This window comes from Micromonospora sp. S4605 (assembly GCF_003176715.1).
Lineage (GTDB): Bacteria > Actinomycetota > Actinomycetes > Mycobacteriales > Micromonosporaceae > Micromonospora > Micromonospora echinaurantiaca.
In genome coordinates this window covers 26850-42122 of record NZ_QGSW01000228.1, presented here as the reverse complement: position 1 = coordinate 42122, position 15273 = coordinate 26850, and the positions used below count along the sequence as shown (strand labels likewise).

Annotated in this window: 14 protein-coding genes; 11 read left to right on the top strand and 3 right to left on the bottom strand. The window is 72.9% G+C overall.

What is annotated here, in order from left to right; genetic code table 11:
* Positions 1 to 33 precede the first annotated feature (33 nt).
* From DLJ47_RS19525 to DLJ47_RS19510, 4 genes are all read left to right on the top strand, one after another.
* A complete protein-coding gene (locus tag DLJ47_RS19525) occupies positions 34 to 597 on the top strand; it encodes a 2'-5' RNA ligase family protein (RefSeq protein ID WP_109901390.1) in 564 nt (187 codons plus the stop codon).
* Between the two features lie 75 nt (positions 598 to 672).
* Positions 673 to 1599: a YhjD/YihY/BrkB family envelope integrity protein gene (locus DLJ47_RS19520; RefSeq protein ID WP_109901388.1), complete on the top strand. Its 927-nt coding sequence runs from the start codon at positions 673 to 675 to the stop codon at positions 1597 to 1599.
* The gene (locus DLJ47_RS19515) at positions 1596 to 1985 is read left to right on the top strand and encodes a GntR family transcriptional regulator (protein ID WP_109901386.1); all 390 of its coding nucleotides are present in this window, start codon (positions 1596 to 1598) and stop codon (positions 1983 to 1985) included. The genes DLJ47_RS19520 and DLJ47_RS19515 overlap by 4 nt, the downstream gene beginning before the upstream one ends.
* 248 nt (positions 1986 to 2233) lie before the next feature.
* Entirely contained in the window at positions 2234 to 2677 is a 444-nt protein-coding gene (locus tag DLJ47_RS19510) for a hypothetical protein (protein WP_109901384.1), read from the top strand.
* A 102-nt stretch (positions 2678 to 2779) separates the two neighbouring features.
* Here DLJ47_RS19510 and DLJ47_RS19505 read toward each other — a convergent pair whose 3' ends face one another.
* The 3 genes from DLJ47_RS19505 to DLJ47_RS19495 all read right to left on the bottom strand — a co-directional run bounded on the left by DLJ47_RS19505 (position 2780) and on the right by DLJ47_RS19495 (position 6221).
* Positions 2780 to 3148: a VOC family protein gene (locus DLJ47_RS19505; RefSeq protein ID WP_109901382.1), complete on the bottom strand. Its 369-nt coding sequence runs from the start codon at positions 3146 to 3148 to the stop codon at positions 2780 to 2782.
* 206 nt (positions 3149 to 3354) lie between these two features.
* Positions 3355 to 4989, bottom strand: a complete 1635-nt coding sequence (locus DLJ47_RS19500; RefSeq protein WP_109901380.1) for a glycoside hydrolase family 13 protein — start codon at positions 4987 to 4989, stop codon at positions 3355 to 3357.
* 143 nt (positions 4990 to 5132) lie between these two features.
* Complete coding sequence (locus DLJ47_RS19495; RefSeq protein ID WP_233257903.1) at positions 5133 to 6221, bottom strand: LacI family DNA-binding transcriptional regulator; 1089 nt, start codon at positions 6219 to 6221, stop codon at positions 5133 to 5135.
* Between the two features lie 198 nt (positions 6222 to 6419).
* Here DLJ47_RS19495 and DLJ47_RS19490 point away from each other — a divergent pair, with 198 nt between their 5' ends.
* From DLJ47_RS19490 to DLJ47_RS19460, 7 genes are all read left to right on the top strand, one after another.
* A complete protein-coding gene (locus DLJ47_RS19490; protein ID WP_109901378.1) occupies positions 6420 to 7667 on the top strand; it encodes a sugar ABC transporter substrate-binding protein in 1248 nt (415 codons plus the stop codon).
* Complete coding sequence (locus DLJ47_RS19485; RefSeq protein ID WP_109901376.1) at positions 7667 to 9307, top strand: ABC transporter permease subunit; 1641 nt, start codon at positions 7667 to 7669, stop codon at positions 9305 to 9307. The genes DLJ47_RS19490 and DLJ47_RS19485 overlap by 1 nt, the downstream gene beginning before the upstream one ends.
* 172 nt (positions 9308 to 9479) lie before the next feature.
* Positions 9480 to 10292 carry a sugar ABC transporter permease gene (locus DLJ47_RS19480; RefSeq protein WP_199235912.1) on the top strand — a complete coding sequence of 271 codons (813 nt, stop codon included), beginning with the start codon at positions 9480 to 9482 and terminating at the stop codon, positions 10290 to 10292.
* Positions 10293 to 10533: 241 nt separating this feature from the next.
* Positions 10534 to 12342, top strand: coding sequence for a glycoside hydrolase family 13 protein (locus DLJ47_RS19475; protein ID WP_109901374.1), 1809 nt, complete (start codon positions 10534 to 10536; stop codon positions 12340 to 12342).
* 338 nt (positions 12343 to 12680) lie between these two features.
* Positions 12681 to 13388, top strand: a complete 708-nt coding sequence (locus tag DLJ47_RS19470) for a glycosyltransferase family 2 protein (protein ID WP_109901372.1) — start codon at positions 12681 to 12683, stop codon at positions 13386 to 13388.
* A gap of 99 nt (positions 13389 to 13487) precedes the next feature.
* Positions 13488 to 13826, top strand: coding sequence for a hypothetical protein (locus DLJ47_RS19465; protein ID WP_146228146.1), 339 nt, complete (start codon positions 13488 to 13490; stop codon positions 13824 to 13826).
* Positions 13823 to 15253: a hypothetical protein gene (locus tag DLJ47_RS19460; protein WP_109901368.1), complete on the top strand. Its 1431-nt coding sequence runs from the start codon at positions 13823 to 13825 to the stop codon at positions 15251 to 15253. Before DLJ47_RS19465 ends, DLJ47_RS19460 begins: the two co-directional genes overlap by 4 nt.
* The last annotated feature ends 20 nt before the right edge of the window (positions 15254 to 15273 follow it).

The window sequence follows — 15273 nt, the reverse complement described above, 5'->3', positions numbered from 1 at the left end:
GGCGCGACGGGTACGGGTTCGGCGGTCGGAGGGGTGGCGCGAAGCGTGGACGGCAGCAACGGGGCGCCCGGGGTGGACGACACCATCCAGATCGGTGTCGCGGTGGACATCCCCGAGCCGTGGGGGGCGATGCTGACCCGACGCCGGGCCGAGGCCGGCGACCCGCAGGCCGCGGACATCCCGGCGCACGTGACGCTGCTCGGGCCGACCGAGATCCCGGTGGCGACGCTGCCCGCCGTGGAGCGGCACCTGGGCGCGGTCGCCGCCGCCCACCTGCCGTTCACCCTGCACCTGCGGGGCACCGGCACGTTCCGGCCGGTGACCCAGGTGGTCTTCGTCGCGGTCGCGGCCGGGATCAGCGAGTGCGAGCTGCTGGCCGCCGCGATCAGCGCCGCCCCCGAGCTGCGCCGCGAGGCCCGCTTCCCCTACCACCCGCACGTCACGGTGGCGCAGGACGTCGCGCCGGAGGCGCTGGACAAGGCGTACGAGGACCTGGCCGACTTCTCCGCGATGTTCGAGGTGGAGGCGTTCACCCTCTTCTCGCACAGCGGGCAGACCCGGTGGCAGCCGCGCCGGGACTTCCAGTTGGGCGGCTGACCCTGCCGACGGCCGGACGGACGCGCGGCGGGCCGGTTACCCGCACGGGCGTCGGGGATCGGCGAGGATGAGCGCGTGAACGTGTTCGGCCGCCTGGAGGCGGGCATCGCGCGACGGCTGGACGCCGCGCGCCACCGCTCCGGCGCGTTCGACCACCTCTGGCGGGCCGGCGTTCTCTACGCCGACCTGCTGGGCGGCCGGCTGGCCGCGGCGATCGCCTACTACGGCTTCTTCGCGGTCTTCGCGCTCGCCCTGGTGGCGTACTGGGTCTTCGGCGCGATCCTGCAGGGCAACCGCGAGGTGAGCGTCGCCGCCGCCGACTTCGTCCGGGAGAACCTGCCGTTCCTCGACCCGGTGCAGATCGCCGAGAGCAGCGGCACGGTCGGGGTGGTCGGCCTGGTCATCCTGGTCTTCACCGGGATCGGCTGGGTGGAGGCGATCCGCTCGTCACAGCGACTGATGTACGGGTTCAACCAGCAGCCGGGCAACCTGGTGGTCCGCCGGCTGGTCGACCTCGGCGTGCTGGTCGTCGTCTTCGTGCTGCTCGGCGTCTCGGTGGCCGCGGTCGACGCGCTGGAGTCGCTGCTGCGCTGGCTGCTGCGCAGCACCGGCTCGCTCGGCCTCACCACCGTCAGCGCCGTGCTGAGCGTGCTGGTCAACGCGGTGCTGGCCACCCTGCTGCTGGTCGCCGTGCCCAGGCTGCGGATGAGCCGGGCCCGGCTGCGCCCGGTGGTGCTGCTGGTCGCGGTCGGCATCACGCTGCTCAACACCGTCGGGCGCTACTACGTGGTGCGCACCGAGCGGAACCCGGCGTACACCGTGGTGGCCGGCGCGGTGGGCCTGCTGCTCTACCTCTACCTGCTCAACCAGCTGCTGCTGTTCGGTGCGGCGCTCGCCGCGACCAGCACCCGGGGGCGGGTGGTGGACCTCGCGGCGGGCGGCCCGCCGCCGGGTGACCTCGACGTGGACACCGATCCCGGCACCCCGGGCGGGGCCGGATGAGCGGGAGGGACAAGCCGGTGCTGATCGTCGTCGACCAGGACTCGTCGGTGCCGCCGTACGAGCAGGTGCGCGGGCAGCTCGCGGAGATGGTCGGTGACGGCCGGCTGCCGGTGGGCACCCGGCTGCCCACCGTCCGGCAGCTCGCGGCGGACCTGAACCTGGCCGCCAACACGGTGGCCCGGGCGTACCGCGAGCTGGAGGCGGCCGGCCTGCTGCGCACCCGGGGTCGGCACGGCACGTTCGTCGCACCCGGGCGGGACGATGCGATGGACCGGTTGCAGCGGGCAGCGGCCGACTACGCGGCGCAGGCCGGCCGGCTCGGGGTGCCGCCCGCGGCGGCGCTCGCCCTGGTCCGTGCCGCGCTGGACGCGACCCGGCCGGGCTGACCAGCACACGCTCGCCCCGGCGCGGGCCACGCTGGCCGACGCGCCGGCGCCGGCCACGACACGCTCGCCCGGGCTCGGCGGGTGCGGTGCGGGGGCGGGACACGGTGGCCGCCAGGGCGCCGCGCGGCCGGGCCGACCGCGACGGGCGGCCGATGCGCGATCGGCCCCGCGTCCCGCGCTCGCCGGCGGCCGGCCGTGAATGGGCGATTGCCGCCCGGGATTCCGGCGGGACGGACCATGATGGGCCGGTGGGCGCACTCGTGACGTTGGACCTGCCGGACGACTCGCCGATGCTCGGCCTGCCCTGGATCATCACCTTCGGCCCGCTCGGCGACGCCGACGAGTGGGAGCCGGTGGTCTGCGGCCCGTACGAGCGGGCGCACGCGCTGGCGCTGGCCGAGGCGGTGGTGGCCGAGGAACAGCTGATGGCGGTGGTCGAACCGCTGCTGCCGGCGGTCTCCGCTGACGAGATCCGGGGCGAGATCGCGGCCGCCCAGATCGTCGCCGAGGACGAGATCGCGCAGGTCGAGGGGGCCGACCTCTACGGCGACTTCGAGGACACCATCGACGAGGAACTGGAGGCGGCGGCCGCGGCGGACCAGCGTACCGAGCCGACCCGCCCGCCGAGCGAGGCCGAGCTGCGGGAGGGCTTCCGGCGGATCGCCGCGAAGCTCACCGGCGCCGCGTCCTGAGCCCGGCGGCGACCGGCCCGGGCGGGGCCGGTCGGGCCGCTGGCGGGGGACCGCCGACGGCCGGGGCGCGGCCCGGGCAGGAGCGGCCCGGCCGTGCGCCGGTCAGTGGCGGCGCGGCGGGCCGTCCAGCACGCAGAACTCGTTGTCCTCCGGGTCGGCGAGGACGACGAAGCCCTCCTCGCCGGTCTGCCCCACGTCGGCCGGCCGGGCGCCCAGCTTCACCAGCCGGTCCACCTCGTCGGCCGGCTCGCCGTCGGCGACCAGGTCGAGGTGCAGCCGGTTCTTGTCGCGCTTGGGCGTACCCGACCCCTGCAACCAGACCGTGGGCGCGCCGATCGCGTCCGGCGGCGGGTACAGCTTGGCGCTGCCGTCACCGCCCTGCTCGACCCGGTAGCCGAGCGCCGCGGACCAGAACGTCGCCATCCGGTCGACGTCCGTCACGTCGAGGGTGTACTGGGCCACCCGTGCCATGGGGGATCACCTCCGGGGGGAACCGTCCTGGCACCTCCTACCCCCGCGGGCGGTGGCGACACGTCCGCCGATGGACGCCGGCGCCTCGCGGAGCGGACTCCACGAGGCGCCGGCGCCACCTCACCCCCCACCACAAGGGGTCGGTGGCCCAGCCGCCCGTCGGCGCGGGGCACAACGGACGACCAGGTCGATGACGGGTTACCCGCTCAGCGCCGTTCGAACCAGGCAGCCGCGTCGACCGGGAGCAGATGGCCGGAGCCCTGCCCGGTGAGCGCCTCGCTGGCGGCGATCGGCTCGCCGTACCCGTCGATCAGGGCCGGGGCACCGCTGATGTTGACCACGCAGGTCAGCACGGTGTCACCGGCGGCACGGCTGAAGGCCAGCACGCCCGGCGCGGTCTCCAACCAGGTCACCCCGCCGGCGTCGGCGGCCAGCGCCGGGTGTTCCCGGCGGATCCGCAGCGCCGTGCGGTAGAGCTCCAGGGTCGAGCCCGGCACGCCGGTCTGGGCGGCGACCGACAGGGCCCGCCAGGTCTCCGGGGCGGGCAGCCAGCTCAGCTCGCTGCCGGCCGGCCCGAAGCCGTACGGGGCCAGCTCGCCGCTCCACGGGATCGGCACCCGGCAGCCGTCCCGGCTCTCGCCGGTGCGCAGGAACGCCGGGTCCTGGCGCAGCTCGTCGGGGAGGTCGAGCACCTCCGGCAGGCCCAGCTCCTCGCCCTGGTAGAGGTACGCGCAGCCGGGCAGGGCGAGCATCAGCAGGGTGGCCGCGCGGGCCCGGCGCAGCCCCTCCGGGCCGTCGCCGTAGCGGGTGACGTGCCGCTGCTTGTCGTGGTTGGAGAGGACCCAGGTGGTGGGCGCGCCGACGATGGTGGCCTCGGCGAGCGCGGTGTCGATCACCTTGCGGAACGACTCGGCCGACCAGGTGGCGTCGAGGAAGTCGAAGCTGAACGCCTGGTGCAGCTCGTCCGGGCCGATGTAGCGGGCCAGCCGCTGCGGCGTCTCGGCCCACGCCTCGGCGACCGCCATCCGGCCGCCCGGGTAGCTGTCCAGGATCGGCCGCCAGGCGCGGTAGATGTCGTGCACCTCGTCCTGGTCGAAGTAGGGCAGCCGGCCCTTGCCCAGCAGCTCCACCTGGCGCTGCCCGGTGGTCATCGTGCTGAAGCCGACGTCCGGCAGGCCCTCGGCCTTGATCATTCCGTGCGCCACGTCGATCCGGAAGCCGTCCACGCCCCGGTCCAGCCAGAACCGCAGGACGTCCTCGAACTCGGCGCGCACCTGCGGGTGCCGCCAGTTCAGGTCCGGCTGGGCCGGGTCGAACAGGTGCAGGTACCACTGGCCGTCCGGCACCCGGGTCCAGGCCGGCCCGCCGAAGATGCTCTCCCAGTCGTTCGGCGGCAGCTCGCCGTGCTCGCCCTGGCCGTCGGCGAAGAGGTAGCGCGCCCGCTCCGCGGAACCGGGGGCGGCGGCCAGGGCGGCCTGGAACCACGGGTGCGCGCTGGAGGTGTGGTTGGGCACCAGGTCGACGATGATCCGCAGGCCGAGCGCGTGCGCGTCGGTGATCATGGCGTCGAAGTCGGCGAGGGTGCCGAACATCGGGTCGACGTCGCGGTAGTCGGCCACGTCGTAGCCGCCGTCGACCATCGGCGAGGTGTAGAAGGGGGTCAACCAGAGCGCGTCCACCCCGAGGTCGCGCAGGTACGGCAGGCGCTCCCGGATGCCGCGCAGGTCACCGATGCCGTCGCCGTCGCTGTCGGCGAAGCTGCGGACGTAGACCTGGTAGACGACGGCGGAGCGCCACCAGTCGGCGTCGGAGGTCTGCGGGGTGGGGTGGCTGGCGGTCATCGAGGCGTTCCCCGTTCTGTGGCGCGGGACGGCGGCACCCGGCGCGGGCGTGGCGGTGGACGCACGGGTGTCTGAGCAGGATGCCGCTCCGGCGTTGCAAGAGTCAAGCAGTCTTTGCGCAAGAAATGACGCCAATCACCGGATCAGGCTGGCACGGCGAGCGCGGGCGGCGCGGGCCGTTGCCCGCTCACCTCGCCGCTGCCCGGCCGGCCACCGGCCGCCCGGGCGACCGCGGTCGACCCGCGCACCACCAGCTCCGGGCGGAACAGGTACTCCGAGTGCGGGGCGGCGTGCCCGTTGATCTCGTCGACCAGGGCCCGCACCGCGGCCACCGCCATCGCCGCCACCGGCTGGCGCATGGTGGTCAGCGGCGGGTCGGTGAACGCCATCAGCGGCGAGTCGTCGTAGCCGACCACCGACAGGTCGGCCGGCACCGACAGGCCGCGCTGCCGGGCCGCCCGGATGGCGCCGAGCGCCATCAGGTCCGAGCCGCAGACGATGCCGGTGACGCCCCGGTCGAGCAGCCGGCCGGCGGCCGCCTCGCCACCCTCCACACCGAACAGCGACAGCTCGGCCAGTTCGTCTAGGTCGGCGGCGGGGAGCCCGGCCAGCCGGCTCATCGCGCTGCGCCAGCCGGCCACCTTCCGCTGCACCGGCACGAACCGGTCCGGACCGGTGATCAGGCCGATCCGGCGGTGCCCGAGCGCGACCAGGTGGGCCACCGCCAGCTCGGCGGCCTCGCCGTCGTCGCAGGAGACGAAGGGAGCGGCGATGCCGGGCACGTATCCGTTGATCATGACCACCGGCAGCGGGCGGGCGATCAGCGCGCGGTAGCGGTCGTGGTTGGCGGCGGTGTCGGCGTGCAGGCCGGAGACGAAGGCGATCCCGGAGACCTGCCGGTCCAGCAGCATCTCGACGTACTCGTCCTCGGTAACCCCGCCCGCGGTCTGGGTGCACAGCACCGGGGTGAACCCGCTCTGCGCCAGCGTCGACTCGATCACCTGGGCGAAGGCGGGGAAGATCGGGTTGTCCAGCTCCGGGACGACCAGACCGACCAGGCCGGCGCTGCGCTTGCGCAGTCGGGCCGGGCGCTCGTAGCCGAGCACGTCGAGGGCGGTCAGGACGGCCTGCCGGGTCTCCGGGGCCACGCCCGGGCGGTCGTTGAGCACCCGCGACACCGTGGCCTCGCTGACTTCGGCCTGTTGGGCGATGTCGGACAGTCGAGCGCGCATGGCGGCACTTTAGCTCACGGGCAAGTTCTTGCGTACACTCTTGCAAGCCCTTCCATTCTCTGAAACGCCTTGCTAACGTCCCCGCAACATGCGAGAGCAGCGGCGCGGCACCCTAGCGCCGGTTGGCAAGAACTTACAGAGGTTTCCACTGGCGGGGCCGCCTTCCCCCGGCGGACCGCCATGACGACAGGAGTACCGATGCGCATCCGTACCGCGGGTGTGGTCGCCGCCTTCGCCCTGGCGCTCGCCGCGTCCGGCTGCGGCGGCAGCGACGAGCCGGCCGCCAATGAGTCCCCCAAGGCTGCCGCCGGCGGCAAACTGGTGATCTGGGCCGACGACAAGCGGGCCGCGGCCCTCAAGCCGTTCGGTGAGAAGTTCGGCCAGGAGAACGGCGTCACCGTCGAGGTGCAGGCCGTCTCCAAGGACCTGCAGACCAACTTCGTCACCGCGCACCAGCAGGGCAGCGGCCCGGACGTGGTGGTCGGCGCGCACGACTGGATCGGCAACCTGGTGCAGAACGGCGCCATCGACCCGGTGCAGCTGACCGCCGAGCAGAAGAGCGCGTTCAACCCCACCGCTGTCAAGGCCGTCACCTTCAACGGCCAGCTCTACGGCGTGCCGTACGCGATGGAGAACCTCGCGCTGATCCGCAACACCGCGCTGGCCCCGGAGGCGCCGAAGACCATCGAGGAACTGGTCGCCACCGGCAAGAAGCTCAAGGCGGAGAAGAAGGCCAGCGAGATCCTCTGCCTGCAGTCCGGCCAGAACGGCGACGCGTACCACATCTACCCGCTGTACACCTCGGCCGGCGGCTACCTCTTCGGCACCGCGGCCAACGGTGACTACGACCCGAAGGACCTGGGCGTGGGCAAGCCGGAGTCGATCGAGGCGTTCAAGAAGATCGCCGCGCTCGGCGAGAAGGGTGAGGGTGCGTTGAAGCGCTCCATCACCGCCGAGAACTCGATCGCCAACTTCGGCGCCAAGAAGTGCGCCTTCCTGGTCTCCGGCCCGTGGGCCATCGCGGACGCCAAGAAGGCGAACATCTCCTACGACATCTCCCCGGTCCCCGGCTTCGCCGGCGGTAAGGAGGCGCAGCCGTTCGTCGGCGTCCAGTCCTTCTACGTGGCGGCCAAGGGCAAGAACAAGGCGCTGGCCCAGGAGTTCGTGGCCAACTACGTCACCACCCCCGAGCTGGCCGTGGCGCTGTACAACGCCGAGCCCCGCCCGCCGGCGCTGACCGCGGCGCTGGACCAGGTCAAGGGCACCGACCCGGACCTGGCCAAGTTCCAGGAGGCCGGCAAGAACGGCCAGGTGCTCCCGGCGATCCCGGCGATGGCCGCGATCTGGGACCCGTTCGGCAAGGCGCAGGCCGCGATCATCGGCGGCGCCGACCCGACCAAGACGATCACCGCGGCCGGCAAGACCATCTCCGGCCAGATCAAGTAATGAGCACGCCGCTGTCCGGCCCGGGACCTGCTCAGCAGGTCCCGGGCCGGGAGCCCGTCGGCTCCGGGCTCCCGCGCTCGTCCGGTACCGCGCGGAACCACGCGCCGATCACCGTGACCGGCCTGCTGGTCAAGGTGGTCCTGCTCGGCCTGGTGGCCGGGATCGCGATCTGGGCGGCCTTCCCGCTCATCGAGGCCGAGAAGTGGGCCGGGCTGGCCCTGCTGGCGGTCACCACCGCCGGACTGTTCTACCTCTACCTCACCCGCCGGCACGTCCCGGCCAAGTACCTGGTCCCCGGCACGCTCTTCCTGATCGCCTTCCAGGTCTTCCCGGTGCTCTACACGGCGAGCACCGCCTTCACGAACTTCGGCGACGGACACCGCGGCAGCAAGGACGACGCGATCGTCGCCATCCAGACCGCCTCGGTCAAGCAGGTGCCCGGGTCCACCGAGTACGCGCTCTCCATCGCCACCACCGGCGACCCGGCCAGCGGCCCGCTGGTCTTCCTGGTCACCGACCCGGCCACCGGGGTGGTCTCGGTCGGCGACGCCGAGGGGCTGCGCCGGCTCGACCCGGCCGACGTCACCGTCGCCCCGGGCGGCAAGGTCACCGCCGCCGACGGCTACACCGTGTTGAACTTCGGCCAGGCCGGCGCCCGCAGCCAGGAGATCACCGACCTGATCGTGCCGACCGCCGGTGGCGCCATCCGCTCCACCGGTCTCACCCGCGCCTACGAGGGCAAGGCCATGCGGGCGTACGACGCGGGCTGCGACTGCGTCCGGGACGCCGAGAGCGGCAGGACCTGGACCGCTGACGAGTCCAGCGGCGCCTTCGTGGCCGCCGACGGTGAGCGGCTGGCGCAGGGCTGGAAGGTCAACGTCGGGATCGACAACTTCGCCCGGGTGCTCACCGAGCCGGCCATCTCCGGCCCGTTCTTCGGCACGCTGGTCTGGAACTTCGCCTTCGCGATCGGCTCGACCGGGCTGACCTTCCTGCTCGGCATGGGCATCGCGCTGGCGTTGCACTCGCCCCGGATGCGCGGCACCAACCTCTACCGGGTGCTGCTGATCCTGCCGTACGCCATGCCGTCGTTCGCCATGCTGCTGGTCTGGCGGGACATGTTCAACACCGACTTCGGCCTGATCAACAACCTGTTCGGGCTGGGCGTGGACTGGTTCGGCCAGGACTGGTCGGCCCGCGCCGCGGTGCTGCTGGTGCAGCTCTGGCTCGGCTACCCGTACATGTTCCTGGTGACCACCGGCGCGCTCCAGGCGATCCCGCGCGAGCTGACCGAGGCCACCTCGGTCGACGGCGCGTCGCCGTTGCAGTCGTTCCGGTCGGTCACCCTGCCGCTGCTGCTGGTCGCGCTCTCCCCGCTGCTGATCGCGTCGTTCGCGTACAACTTCAACAACATCAACGCGATCTGGCTGACCACCGAGGGTGGGCCGTTCCCGGCCGACAACCCGACCAACGGGGCCACCGACCTGCTGATCACCTACACCTACCGGTTGGCGTTCGGCGCGCAGGGCGCGGAGTTCGGGATGGCCGCCGCAGTGTCGATCTTCATCTTCGCGATCGTCGCGACGGTCTCGGCGATCAGCTTCCGGCGCACCCGCAAGCAGGAGGAGGTGTACTCGTGAGCGCGAGGAGTGAGCTTGCGAGCCCCGCAGTCGCGAACGGCAGGTGGGTCCGGTGACCACCCTCAGCGGCGTACGGGCCGCCGGTGACACGGCCGGCGGCGCGCCGGTCGCCAACCGCAACGCCCGGAGTGGGCGGCGTGGCCAGTGGCTCCGCCAGGTCGGCTGGCGGCACGTGGTCGGGTTGCTGGCGGTGGCGTTCAGCCTCTTCCCGATCCTGTTCGTGCTCTCCGCGGCACTGAACCCGCGCGGCACGCTCTCCTCGACCGAACTGGTGCCGACCGAGGGTGTGTCGGTCGAGAACTTCGGCAACCTCTTCGAGCGGACCGCCTTCGGCCACTGGTTCCTCAACAGCCTGCTGATCGCCGGCACGGCGAGCTTCGTGTCGATCTTCCTCTCCGCGCTGGCCGCGTACGCCTTCTCCCGGATGCGGTTCGCCGGCCGCCGGATCGGGCTGCTCACCCTGCTGCTGATCCAGATGTTCCCGCAGTTCCTGGCGATCGTGGCGATCTTCCTGATCTTCACGACGGTCACCGACCTGTGGCCGGGCATCGGGTTCAACACGCCCTGGGGACTGTTCCTGCTCTACATGGGCGGCGCGCTGGGCGTGAACACCTGGCTGATGAAGGGCTTCTTCGACACGCTGCCCCGGGAGTTGGACGAGTCGGCCACCATGGACGGCGCCACCCACGCCCAGGTCTTCTTCCGGATCATGCTGCCGCTGGTGGCGCCGATCCTGGCGGTGACCGCACTGCTCTCCTTCATCGGCACCATCAACGAGTTCATGATCGCCAACGTGTTCCTCACCGACACCGAGTCGAAGACCCTGGCGGTCGGCATGTTCGGCCTGGTGGCCGGCGAGCGGAACAACAACTTCGGGATGTTCGCGGCGGGCACCCTGCTCACCGCGGTCCCCACCGTGCTGGTGTTCCAACTCCTTCAGCGCTACATCGTCTCCGGGCTCACCGCCGGAGCCGTCAAGGGATGACCCGCAGGGGTGGCCGCTCGCCGTCGTGGGTGTGGCGAGCGGTGCCACTGCGCTGCGGGGCCGGCGCCGTCCGGACGAGTGGCGGCCCCCCGCACCGCGCCCCGGCGTCGGTGCGAGCTGCGGCAAGGGCGTCGTGTCGACGTACACCGGAGCAGTCACGGGCCGAACGCCGCAGCCGGGGAACCGGCCGCGGTGGACGCCCCTTCCTCTCCCCGGCCGACCCAACCCGAAAGGTTCGACCATGCCGTTCCAGCCGCACCACGACGGGTCCGAGCTGTACGTCCCCGAGCAGGAGCCGTCGCTCGGCCAGACGGTCGACGTCTTCGTCCGGGTGCCGGCCGGTGCCGACGTCCGCCAGGTGCACGTGCGGACCACCGGCGACGGCGAGCCCCGGTTCGCCGAGGCGGCCGTCGACCGCACGGCCGGCGGCGAGGTCTGGTGGCGGGCCGCGGTGCAGGTGCGCAACCCGGTGAGCAACTACCGGTTCCTGCTCACCGGCGCGCACGGCCGCCGCTGGTTGAACGCCGCCGGGCTGGTCGACCACGACGTGCCGGACCACGGGGACTTCCGGCTGGTCTCGTACGATCCGCCGCCGGCCTGGGCCCGGGACGCGGTGGTCTACCAGATCTTCCCGGACCGGTTCGCCCGCTCGGCCGCCGCCGACGGCCGGCCGCTGCCCGACTGGGCGATCCCCTGCGACTGGGACACCCCGGTGATCGGGCGCGGACCGGAGACCCCGCGCCAGTTCTACGGCGGTGACCTGGACGGCGTCACCGAACGACTGGACCACCTGGCCCGGCTCGGCGTGAACACCGTCTACCTGACCCCGATCTTCCCGGCCCGCTCCAACCACCGCTACGACGCGGCCAGCTTCGACACGGTGGACCCGCTGCTCGGCGGGGACGCCGCCCTGGTCCGCCTCGCCGACGCGGTGCGGGCCCGGGGCTGGCGGCTGCTCGGCGACATCACCAGCAACCACACCGGCGACGCGCACCAGTGGTTCACCGCCGCCAGCTCGGACGTGCGCGCGGCCGAACGGGAGCTGTACTACTTCGACCAGGTGACCGGGGACTACGAGTCCTGGAACGGGGTCAAGTCGCTGCCGAAGCTGAACTGGGGCAGCGCCGAGCTGCGCCGGCGCTTCGCCACCGCCGACGACGCGCTGCTGCGCCGCTGGCTGCGCCCGCCGTACGGGCTGGACGGCTGGCGGGTGGACGTGGCGAACATGACCGGCCGGCGGGGCGCGGACGCGTACACCCACGAGGTGGCGGCGCTGCTGCGCCGGGTGGTCGCGCAGACCCGCGCCGACGGGCTGCTGATGGCCGAGCACGGTCACGACCACACCGGTGACCTGGACCGGGACGGCTGGCACGGCACGATGAACTACGTCGGGTTCACCGACCCGGTCTGGTCCTGGCTGCGCCACGGCGACCAGCCGCTGCCGAACTTCCTCGGCACCCCGGGCGGGGTGGCCCGCCGGGACGCCGACGCCGTGCTCGCCACCATGAACTGCTACCGGTCGCTGGTCTCCTGGCGGTCGTACGTGCACTCGTGGCAGCTGCTGGGCTCGCACGATTCGGCCCGGATCCGCACAGTGGTCGGCGACGCGGCCGGGCACGAGGTCGCCGCCGGCCTGCTCGCCACCATGCCGGGCATCCCGATGATCTTCGCGGGGGACGAGCTGGGGCTGACCGGCGACAACGGCGAGGGGTCGCGCACCCCGATGCCGTGGCACCGGCCGGAGCGCTGGGACGCCGGCACGTTCGCCACGTACCGGGCGCTGATCGCGCTGCGCCACGCCGAGCCCGCGCTGCGTCGGGGCGGGCTGCGCTGGCTGCACGTCGACGCCGACACGCTGGTGTTCCTGCGCGAGGCGCCGACCGGGTCGGTGCTGGTGCTGGCCCGTCGGGCGGCCGGCGCGCCGGTCCGGCTGACCGGCCTGCCGGGCGGCGGGAACGTCTACGGCGGAGCGCCGGCGCTGCGCCCGGACGCGGACGGCGCGTGCACTCTGCCGGGTGACGGCCCGACCTTCCAGGTGTGGCGGCTCTGACGCCGTTCCGATCGCGGATCTCCGGCTTTCTTGGCACGCCTTCGTGGCGAATTACCGTTCCGGTGGAATGGGCGGACGGACGAACGTCTTCAACAATTACCCGAACGACGTGCAACCTGCCGTCCATTGTCACCGATTCTGATCGTTGACCTTCGCCAGATCCGCTGGTCAGGCTCGGATCGGCGGCGTGGGTGGCAATTCCTCCGGGACACCGCTTCCGTTTTGGGTCCTTTTTCCATCGGGGGCGGCGGCCCGGTGTCCGATCTGTTTCACTGACGCCTCCCTGTTGGTCACCCGCGAGCCGGCGCATCGGCGCCGTCGATTCTTGGGAGATTCCCGTGAAGTTGTCGGTCCTCATGCCCGTCTACAACGAAGTGGCGCGCGTAGCGGATGCCGTGAAGCAGGCGTTGGCGGTCGACTACCCGTGCGCGGTCGAACTCGTGGTGGTCGACGACGGCAGCCGGGACGGCACCGGGGAGATTCTGCGTCGGGCCGACGACGCCCGACTACGGGTGATCACGCATGCGCGTAACGCGGGGAAGGGTGCGGCCATCAAGACCGCCGTCGACAGCGCCGAGGGCGACTACATGGTGATCCTGGACGCGGATCTGGAGTACGACCCGCAGGACATTCCCAAGCTGCTCGACCCGGTGCTCGACGGCCGGGCCACGGTGGTCTACGGCAATCGGACCTTCGGCAGCCACAGCGCCTACAGCTTCTGGTACGTGATGGGCAACAAGGGCGTCACGATGGCGGCGAACGTGTTGTTCAACTCCTACATCAGTGACCTGGAGACCTGCTTCAAGTTGATGCCGGTGGCGCTCTACCGCTCGCTCGACATCCGCTCCCGGGGCTTCGGGATGGAGGCCGAGGTGACCGGCAAGCTGCTGCGCCGCCGGATCCGGCCGTACGAGGTGCCGATCAGCTACCGCGCCCGCGGTCGCGAGGAGGGCAAGAAGATCACCTGGCGGGACGGGGTCGAGGCGGTGTGGATCCTGGGTCGGGAGCGCTTCCGCCGCCGTCCCACCGGTACCCCTGCTCACTGAGCGGGGCCGGTCGTGATGGCGGGAGAGCGTGGTGCGGGGGCCGTCGGTCGCCTCGTCGTCCGGGTCGTCGTGGCGACCCTCGGCGTCGGTTGTCTGGTCGTGACCGGTGAAGGGGCCTGGCAGGCCACCGGTCACGGGGTCGCCTACCTGCGCGACCCCGAACACAACCCGGGGGCTCGGCGTTCCCAGGTGGACTTCGAATCGCTGCGCCGGGAGTTCGCCGACCAGGTGCCACCCGGCAGCCGGGTCTACCCGGTGCCGGCGGCCACCGACCGGACCCTGTGGCGGCAGCGGCTGGCCGAGTTCGCGGCGCTGACCGGCAGCCTGGTCGTCGGCAACCCGGACGCCGCGGACCACCTGGTGAGCGTCGGTGTGGTGGAGCAACCCGGGCCGACCGGCCCGCGGGTCCGGCTGGTCGTGCGGCGGGCCGGGCGATGACGCCCGTCGTCGCCGGACTGTCGCTCCTGGTCGGCGGGTTTCCGCTGGCGTACGCGCTGCTCCGCAGCCCGTACCTCGCCGTGCTGCTGGCGCCCCTGGTGTCGGCGCTGCTGAGCACCGCCGCGGTGATCCTGATGCTGCTCGCCGGCGGGCCACTGGTGCTCTGGCTCGCGCTGGTGCTGCCCGCGGCGGCGGCGCTGGCGTGGTGGCTGCTGCGCCGGCCCGGCGAGCCGGTGCCGTACGGCGGCTGGTCGTCAGCGCTGCTGACCGCTCTCCCGCTGCTTCCGCCGCTGCTCTTCATCGGCGAACCGGCGGTCCGCTGGGATCCGCACTCCATCTGGTGGTTGCGCGCCGGCTACCTGTCGCACGACGGCGGGTACGCCCGGGAGGCGATCGGCAGTGCCGGCTTCGCCTTCTCGCACACCGACTATCCGCCGCTGGCCTCGGCTCCGTTGGCGGCGGTGTGGAGCGTCGCCGAGCCGGATTTCCGCACCGCGCAGGCGGTCGGGGTCCTGATCGGCTTCTCGGCGATCGCCATGCTGGTGCACCTGGTGCGACGGGTGCTCGCGTTCGCCCCTGCCCCGGTCGCCTGGCCGCTCGCCATCGGGGTCGGCCTGGCCACCTGGGCGACCGCGCCACACGCGCTCACCAGCGGCTACGTCGATCCGCTCTGGTCGGCCGCCGCGGCCGCCGCCGTGGTCGCCCTGCTTCTCGCGGCGGATCCGCTGCGCCGGCCGGCGCTGGCCCTGCTGCTGCTGACCGTGGCCGCGCTTGCCAAGAACGAGGGCCTGGTGGTCGCCGGCGGGGTCGCGGTACTGGCCACGGTGCGGGCCCGGGCCCAGTTGCGGCGGGCCGGGCTGGTCTGGCTTCCGGCGCTGGCCGGGGTCGGCTGGGCGCTGCTCGCCCGGCTGCTGGGTGCCCGCTCCGACATCACCGGGCACGCCGGCCGGGGCGCGGCGTCCGGCTGGGACCCGGAGACGGTCGAGCGGTTCCGGGTGACCCTGCGGGTGCTGCGCGACGTGGTCGGGCCGGTGGCGGCCGGCGCGCTGGCCGTGGCGGTGCTGGGTGCGCTCTTCCTGCGGCGGCACCGCCGACGGGCCGGGCTCGGGTCGGACGGCTGGCTCTGGGCGCTCTGCGGGTACTACCTGGCCGCCCTCACGCTGACCTACGCGTTGGGGCCGAACGACATCGACTGGTGGCTGCGCACCTCGGCGGCCCGGGTCGCCGTGCTGGTCGTCCTGCTCGCGGCGCTGAGCTGCGCCGGCTGGGTAGCGGTCGCGGTCAGCCCCGACCGGAGCGACGAGCCGGCGGTCACCGAGCCGCCGCCGGCCGAGGTGGCGGGGCCGGCTGTCGGGGACCCGGAGCCCTCGACAGCCGACGCGCGGGCGCCGGGTGGCCGGCCGGTCTCGACCGCCGAGGGTCGCTGACCCCACCCCGGCCGGGCGTG

Excerpts from the sequence above, each read along its gene's own strand:
- DLJ47_RS19490 (WP_109901378.1), top strand. The coding sequence starts at position 6,420 with ATGCGCATCCGTACCGCGGGTGTGGTCGCCGCCTTCGCCCTGGCGCTC.
- DLJ47_RS19500 (WP_109901380.1), bottom strand. The coding sequence starts at position 4,989 with ATGACCGCCAGCCACCCCACCCCGCAGACCTCCGACGCCGACTGGTGG.
- DLJ47_RS19475 (WP_109901374.1), top strand. The coding sequence starts at position 10,534 with ATGCCGTTCCAGCCGCACCACGACGGGTCCGAGCTGTACGTCCCCGAG.
- DLJ47_RS19515 (WP_109901386.1), top strand. The coding sequence starts at position 1,596 with ATGAGCGGGAGGGACAAGCCGGTGCTGATCGTCGTCGACCAGGACTCG.
- DLJ47_RS19485 (WP_109901376.1), top strand. The coding sequence starts at position 7,667 with ATGAGCACGCCGCTGTCCGGCCCGGGACCTGCTCAGCAGGTCCCGGGC.
- DLJ47_RS19495 (WP_233257903.1), bottom strand. The coding sequence starts at position 6,221 with ATGCGCGCTCGACTGTCCGACATCGCCCAACAGGCCGAAGTCAGCGAG.
- DLJ47_RS19505 (WP_109901382.1), bottom strand. The coding sequence starts at position 3,148 with ATGGCACGGGTGGCCCAGTACACCCTCGACGTGACGGACGTCGACCGG.
- DLJ47_RS19460 (WP_109901368.1), top strand. The coding sequence starts at position 13,823 with ATGACGCCCGTCGTCGCCGGACTGTCGCTCCTGGTCGGCGGGTTTCCG.